The sequence below is a fragment of the Azospirillum isscasi genome (assembly GCF_030849505.1).
GTDB lineage: Bacteria > Pseudomonadota > Alphaproteobacteria > Azospirillales > Azospirillaceae > Azospirillum > Azospirillum isscasi.
Genome location: NZ_JAUJFI010000035.1, coordinates 34,710 through 41,038, shown reverse-complemented (window position 1 = coordinate 41,038; position 6,329 = coordinate 34,710). Strand labels below are relative to the sequence as shown.

Annotated in this window: 8 protein-coding genes; 5 read left to right on the top strand and 3 right to left on the bottom strand. The window is 70.3% G+C overall.

Going from position 1 to position 6,329, the window contains the following annotated elements:
• The first annotated feature begins 32 nt into the window (after window positions 1–32).
• Genes QSG27_RS09915 through QSG27_RS09905 form a run of 3 tightly spaced genes read left to right on the top strand, consistent with a single transcriptional unit; the run spans window position 33 to window position 1,327 of the window.
• Window positions 33–155 carry an adenosylcobinamide-GDP ribazoletransferase gene (locus QSG27_RS09915; protein ID WP_306705637.1) on the top strand — a complete coding sequence of 41 codons (123 nt, stop codon included), beginning with the start codon at window positions 33–35 and terminating at the stop codon, window positions 153–155.
• On the top strand, window positions 152–781 hold the full coding sequence (locus QSG27_RS09910) for a histidine phosphatase family protein (RefSeq protein ID WP_306705634.1): 630 nt from the start codon (window positions 152–154) through the stop codon (window positions 779–781). The genes QSG27_RS09915 and QSG27_RS09910 overlap by 4 nt, the downstream gene beginning before the upstream one ends.
• A 36-nt stretch (window positions 782–817) precedes the next feature.
• Window positions 818–1,327: a pyridoxamine 5'-phosphate oxidase family protein gene (locus QSG27_RS09905; protein ID WP_306705632.1), complete on the top strand. Its 510-nt coding sequence runs from the start codon at window positions 818–820 to the stop codon at window positions 1,325–1,327.
• A gap of 97 nt (window positions 1,328–1,424) precedes the next feature.
• Here QSG27_RS09905 and lpxD read toward each other — a convergent pair whose 3' ends face one another.
• The 3 genes from lpxD to QSG27_RS09890 form a co-directional block, all read right to left on the bottom strand.
• On the bottom strand, window positions 1,425–2,540 hold the full coding sequence (gene lpxD / locus QSG27_RS09900; protein ID WP_306705630.1) for a UDP-3-O-(3-hydroxymyristoyl)glucosamine N-acyltransferase: 1,116 nt from the start codon (window positions 2,538–2,540) through the stop codon (window positions 1,425–1,427).
• Window positions 2,541–2,620: 80 nt separating this feature from the next.
• Window positions 2,621–3,469, bottom strand: coding sequence for an ABC transporter permease (locus tag QSG27_RS09895; protein ID WP_306705628.1), 849 nt, complete (start codon window positions 3,467–3,469; stop codon window positions 2,621–2,623).
• On the bottom strand, window positions 3,456–4,256 hold the full coding sequence (locus tag QSG27_RS09890) for an ABC transporter ATP-binding protein (RefSeq protein WP_306705626.1): 801 nt from the start codon (window positions 4,254–4,256) through the stop codon (window positions 3,456–3,458). The genes QSG27_RS09895 and QSG27_RS09890 overlap by 14 nt, the downstream gene beginning before the upstream one ends.
• A gap of 107 nt (window positions 4,257–4,363) precedes the next feature.
• Here QSG27_RS09890 and QSG27_RS09885 point away from each other — a divergent pair, with 107 nt between their 5' ends.
• Window positions 4,364–5,704 (top strand): ActS/PrrB/RegB family redox-sensitive histidine kinase, encoded by a 1,341-nt coding sequence (locus QSG27_RS09885; RefSeq protein ID WP_306705624.1) that lies wholly within the window; start codon window positions 4,364–4,366, stop codon window positions 5,702–5,704.
• Window positions 5,705–5,718: 14 nt separating this feature from the next.
• On the top strand, window positions 5,719–6,303 hold the full coding sequence (locus QSG27_RS09880; protein ID WP_306705622.1) for an ActR/PrrA/RegA family redox response regulator transcription factor: 585 nt from the start codon (window positions 5,719–5,721) through the stop codon (window positions 6,301–6,303).
• Window positions 6,304–6,329: the final 26 nt, after the last annotated feature.

Below are 6,329 nucleotides of genomic sequence, written 5' to 3'. Positions count from 1 at the left end.
AGCGAAGCCTGACCGCCGCCCGCCAGAAGGCCGTGGCGGCGGTGGCGTGGCAGGCGCGGCGGCAGATCGGCGGCCACACCGGCGACGTGTTCGGCGCCGCCCAGCAGGTGGCGGAGGCCGCCGTGCTGCTCACCCTGGCGGCGGCTGTGGCATGAACAGCACACGCTGGTGGCTGATCCGCCATGCCCCCGTCCCGAATCCGGACAGGCTGATCTACGGGCGGAGCGATCCGTCCGCCGACACCGGCGACGCCGCGGCCCTGGCGGAGCTGGCAGCGCGTCTGCCGCCGCAGGCGGTCTGGGTGACCTCGCACCTGCGCCGCACGCGCCAGACGGCGGCGGCGCTGCGCCTTCCCGGCAGCGACATGGCGCTGGTCGAGCGGGACCTCGCCGAGCAGGATTTCGGGCGGTGGGAGGGGCTGTCCCACGACGACGCGGCGGACCGGCACCCAGAGGAGGCCCGCCGCTTCTGGACCGACCCGGCGGCGGAGGCCCCGCCGGAGGGCGAGAGCTTCGCCGCGGTGATGGAGCGGGTGGCCGGCGCCGTCGCCCGCCTGAACGCGGTCCACGCGGGCCGGGACATCGTGGCGGTGATCCACGGCGGCCCGATCCGCGCGGCGCTGGCGCTCGCCCTCGACCTGACGCCGCAGGCGGCGCTCCGGCTGGCCGTGGCGCCGCTGTCGCTGTCGCGGATCGACCATTACGGCGGTGGAGAGGCGGGCGGTTCCTGGTCGGTGACGGCCCTGAACGCGCTCGGAACCTTTTCGGGCAGCGGGCGTTGACCGGACTCCGTTGGGCTACCGATAGAGGGTCAGACCATGGCAAGAAGCGCTGACGATCGCGAGGCCGCCGAGAAGCTCTGGGGCATGATCAAGGGCGTCCGCATCTGCATGATGACGACGCTGGACGAGAACGGCATTCTGCATTCCCGCCCCATGGCGACCCTGCCCCACGCGGGATTCGACGATGGAACCTTGTGGTTCTTCACGCGGGTCGACTCGCCGAAGGTTCACGAGCTGAAGACGCATTGGCGCGTGAACCTGTCCTACGCCGACCCCGACAAGCAGGATTACGTGTCGGTGTCGGGGGTGGCGGAAACGGTGCGCGACCGGGACAAGATCCGTTTCCTGTGGCGGGACATCCTGTCCACCTGGTTCCCGCAGGGGGCGGACGACCCGGAGTTGGCGCTGCTGAAGGTCGGCGTCGATCAGGCCGAATATTGGGACAGCCCGTCGAGCGCGATGGTCTACGCCTACGGTTATGTGAAGGCCAAGCTGACCGGCGAGCCGCCGAGCCCGGGGGATCACGCGAAGATCGCGTTCCAGTAGGGGTACACTTGCCCCCACCCTTCCCACGGCTGCGCCGCGGGCCCCTTCCCTCCCCCGCTTCGCAGGGGAAGGGTCGGGGTGGGGGCAAAGCGCCGCGTTACTCCGCCTTCCCACCGCCATCCAACACCCCGACCCGCTTCTTCAGGTCGGTCACGTCCGCGTACATCCGCTTCAGCCGGGCCAGCCCCTTGTACTGGTCGAAGGCGCGATCGCGCGGCACCGCCGGATAGCCCATGTAGACGGCCTTCGCCGGAATGTCCGTGCCGACGCCGGAATTGGCGGCCACCACCGCGTCGTTGCCGATCTTCACATGGTCGGCCACACCCACCTTGCCGGCCAGGACCACGCGGTCGCCGATGGTCGTGCTGCCGGCGATGCCGACATGGCCGCACAGCATGCAGTTGGTGCCGATCTGCACGTTGTGGCCGATCTGCACAAGGTTGTCGATCTTGGTGCCGGAGCCGATGCGGGTCGCCGTGATGGTGCCGCGGTCGATGGTGGCGTTGGCCCCGACCTCCACGTCGTCGCCCAGGATCACCGTGCCGATGGAGTTCACCCGGTGGATCAGCACGTTGGTGCCGACCACCCGGCCCGTCGCCTTGGCCGACTCCACGCTGCCCGGCTCGGGCGTCACGAAGCTGAAGCCGTCGTTGCCGACCGCGGCGTTGGGGTGGATGATGCAGCGCTCGCCCATCACCACCCGCTCGCCGATGCGGACGCCGGGGTGCAGCAGGCTGCCCTTGCCGATCACCGCCTCCGCCCCGACCGTGGCGTGCGGCATGACGATCACGCCCTCGCCCAGCACCGCCTTCGGCCCGACATAGGCGAAGGGGCCGACCGACACCCCCGCGCCCAGAACGGCCTCCGGCGCCACGAAGGCGGCGGGGTGGACGCCCGGCTCGGCGTGGACCGGCTTCTCGAACAGGGTGGTCAGCCCGGCCATGGCGAAGCGCGGGCGCTTCACGACGATCCAGCCCTTCAGGTTGGCGGGCACCTCCGCCCCCTCCGCGACCACGGCGGCGACGGCCTTGCCGTTCGCCAGCAGGTCCGTCAGGCCCTTGTCCATGGCGAGCGCCAGATCCTCCGGCCCCTCGGCCTCCGACGGGTGGACGGCGCGGGCGATGCGGACGGTGCCGTCGCCCTCCAGCGCGGCGCCCAGGGCGGCGGCGATCTCGGCGAGGGTGACCGGGGCGGCAGGAGAAACGGGGATCATGGCGGCGCTCTGGCTTGCGGTCCGAAGAGGCCGGGACGCTACCACGGCTGGCCGGTGCTGGCGAGGGGCCGCGCTTTTTGTCATTCCCCCGTTTGCAGCAACGCCCCGCGCACCCGCGCCTGATGGAAGGAGTAGAGGAAGGCCGCGCTGCACAGCCCCATGAACAGCGCGTTCAAGCCCACCGCCCAGGCCAGATGGTCCCAGCGCATGGTGCCGTCGAACAGGATGGCGCGCATGCCCTCGAAGACGTGGCTGGACGGCAGGGACAGCGCGACCCATTGCAGCCATTCCGGCAGGACGCTGACCGGGTAATAGACGGCGCTGACCGGGGCCAGCATGAAGACGACGATCCAGGCCAGCCCCTCCGCCCCCATGCCGTAGCGCAGGATCAGCGCCACGATGACCAGCCCCAGCGACCAGCCGAAGACGATCAGGTTGGCGAAGAAGCCGGCCAGCGGCAGCCCCAGCCCGAACACCGAATAGCCGAACAGCGGGATCGCCAGCAGCGCCGCCGGCACGACGCCGATGATGGTGCGGATCAGGCTCATCCCGAACAGCGCCGCCACCCATTCGCCGGGGCGCAGCGGGCTGACGAAGAGATGGCCCAGGTTGCGCGACCACATCTCCTCCAGGAAGGACACCGACACGCCGAGCTGCCCGCGGAACAGCACGTCCCACAGCAGCACCGCGCTGACCAGCACCCCCGCCCCCTGCGCCACCCAGGCGCTGGAGGAGGCCATGAACTGGTTGATGTAGCCCCACAGGATCATCTGCATGGTCGGCCAGTAGGCCAGCTCCAGGAAGCGCGGCCAAGACCCGCGCAGCAGATACCAGTAGCGCAGAACCATCGCCCCCACCCGCCGGGCGGAGAAGGCGGGGTTGGGGTGAACCATGGCGTCGGCCTTCAGGGCGGCGTCACTCGGCGGCATCGGCGGCCTCCCGGCTGATGTCCTCTCCATTGGCGCGGTCGCGGGCGATGTCGAGGAACACCTCCTCCAGCGAGGTCCGGCCATAGCGGGACAGCAGCCCCGCCGGGGACCCGCGGTCCACGATCCGGCCCTGGCGCATCATCAGCACGTCGTCGCACAGCCGCTCCACCTCCAGCATGTTGTGGGAGGCGAGCAGGATGGTGGCCCCGGACTCGAAGCGGTAGCGCTCCAGATAGGTGCGGATCCAATCGGCCGTGTCGGGGTCCAGCGAGGCGGTCGGCTCGTCCAGCAGCAGAAGCTCGGGCCGGTTGAGCAGCGCCTTGGCCAGCGCCACTCGCGTCTTCTGCCCCGCCGACAGACCGCCGGAGGGCCGCTCAAGGAAGCGCGTCAGCTCCAGATGCTCGGCCAGCTCCTCCACCCGCCCCTTCACCCCCTTCAGGCCGTAGAGGTGGCCGTAGACGGTCAGGTTCTCCCGCACGGTCAGCCGGTGCGGCAGCTCCACATAGGGGGAGGAGAAGTTCATGCGGGGCAGCGCCGCGTGGCGGTGGCGCACCATGTCCACCCCCAGCACCTCCACCGTGCCGGAGGTCGGCAGCAGGAGCCCCAGCAGCATGGAGATGGTCGTCGTCTTCCCGGCCCCGTTGCCGCCCAGAAGCCCGGTGACCGACCCCGCCGCCACGGTGAAGGAGATGCCGTCCACCGCGGTGACCTCGCCGGACCGGGCGGTGCCGTAGCGTTTGGTCAGTTTTTCGGCCCGGATGGCGTGCTGTTTCGCGCATTGATCCATAGGCGGAGAATATGGCCGCTTGGCGCGCAAACGCCAGAGTGGCAAAACAGCATCCGACAATCGGTATGAAGCCGCGGCAACAGCGGCCCCTGCTGGAAAGCCCGCCCATGACCGCTACCGCCTCCGCCGTCCGCCATGCCGTGACGCACGCCCACCGTCCGGGACCGGCCCTGTGGACCAACCTGGACGGCCGGGTCACGCTGCGCACCCTGATCCTGATCCGCTGGATCGCCGTTATCGGGCAGCTTGCCACCGTGGCGGCGGTGCAGCTCGTCATGGGCTTCCCCCTGCCGCTGGGTCCGGTTCTGGCGGCCATCGGGGCGTCGGTGCTGCTGAACCTCGTGGCGATGGCCCAGCGCGGCGGGCGGCTGCGGCTGGCCGACCGGGACGCCGCGCTCTATCTCGGCTACGACATGCTGCAGCTCACGCTGCTGCTGTACCTGACCGGCGGCCTCGCCAACCCCTTCGCCATCCTGCTGCTGGCGCCGATGACGGTGGCCGCGGCGATCCTGTCGCGCTACAGCGTGGTCCTGCTGACCGGGCTGAACCTCGTCTGCCTGACCGTGCTGGCGCTGTGGCACTTCCCCCTGCCCTGGCCGGAGCCGGTGCCGTCGGTCGCCCCGCTCTACGCCTTCGGCATCTGGCTGTCGCTGTCGGTGTCGGCCAGCTTCATCAGCGGCTATGTCTTCCGCGTGGCGGAGGAGGCGCGGCGCTTCGCCAACGCGCTGTCGGCCTCGCAGGTGGCGCTGGCGCGGGAGCAGCGGCTGTCCTCGCTGGGCGCGCTGGCCGCCGCCGCCGCGCACGAGCTGGGGTCGCCGCTCGGCACCATCGCCGTGGTGGCGAAGGAGCTGCTGCACGACCTGCCGCCGGGCAGCCCCTACACCGAGGACGTGACCCTGCTGCAAAGCCAGGTGATGCGCTGCCGCGAGATCCTGGCGGAGCTGGCCCGCAAGCCGGAGGCGGACGGCGGCGACCCGTTCGAGCGGCTGCCCCTGACCGCGCTGGTGGAGGCGGCGGGGGCGCCGCACCGGCTGGGCCACATCCAGTTCGTGGTGGAGCGCAACAGCGCCGCCGGGGACGCCGCGGGGGTCGAGGAACCCATCGTCCGCCGCAGCCCGGAGATCATCCACGGCCTGGGCAACTTCATCCAGAACGCCCACCAGTTCGCCGACGCGCGGGTGACGGTCACCGCCTCCTGGGACGCCAAGTCCGCCACCGTGGTGGTGATGGACGACGGGCCGGGTTACCCCGCCCATCTGCTGAGCCGCATCGGCGAACCCTACCTGTCGGCAAGGACCGAGCGGTCGGGCCATATGGGGCTGGGAATTTTTATTGCACAAACCCTGCTAGAGAAAACGGGTGCCTTGGTAGCCTTTAGCAATAACCGTAGCGGCGGCGCGCGAGTTGTCGTACGTTGGGACCGTGGTGTCTTAGAACCAGAGGACTAGTGGTGGATAGCGCGATGACCACGGACGAGAGTCCAACGGGCGAAACCGCCAAGCTGACGTTCACCGGTGACGTTACCCGCAGCCTCCTCATCGTCGACGACGACGCGCCTTTCCGCACCCGCCTCGCGCGCGCCATGGAGAAGCGCGGTTTCAACGTGGTGGCCGTGGACAGCGTGCAGCTTGGGATCGAAGTCGCCCAGGAATCGGCCCCGGCCTTCGCGGTGGTCGATCTGCGGCTGGCGGACGGCAGCGGTTTGGATGTGGTCAAGACCCTGCGCGACGCCCGCCCCGACGCCCGCATCGTCATGCTGACCGGCTACGGCAACATCGCCACCGCGGTCGCCGCGGTGAAGGCCGGCGCGGTGGACTACCTGCCGAAGCCGGCGGACGCCGACGCCGTGGAATCCGCCCTGCTGGCCGATGGCCGCCCCCTGCCCTCCCCGCCGGAAAACCCCATGTCCGCCGACCGCGTGCGGTGGGAGCACATCCAGCGCGTGTTCGAGCAGTGCGACCGCAACGTCTCCGAAACCGCCCGCCGGCTGAAGATGCACCGCCGCACCCTGCAACGCATCCTGAACAAGCACGCCCCGCGGGGGTGACCGGCGCTTACCGGATCACAAAGGAA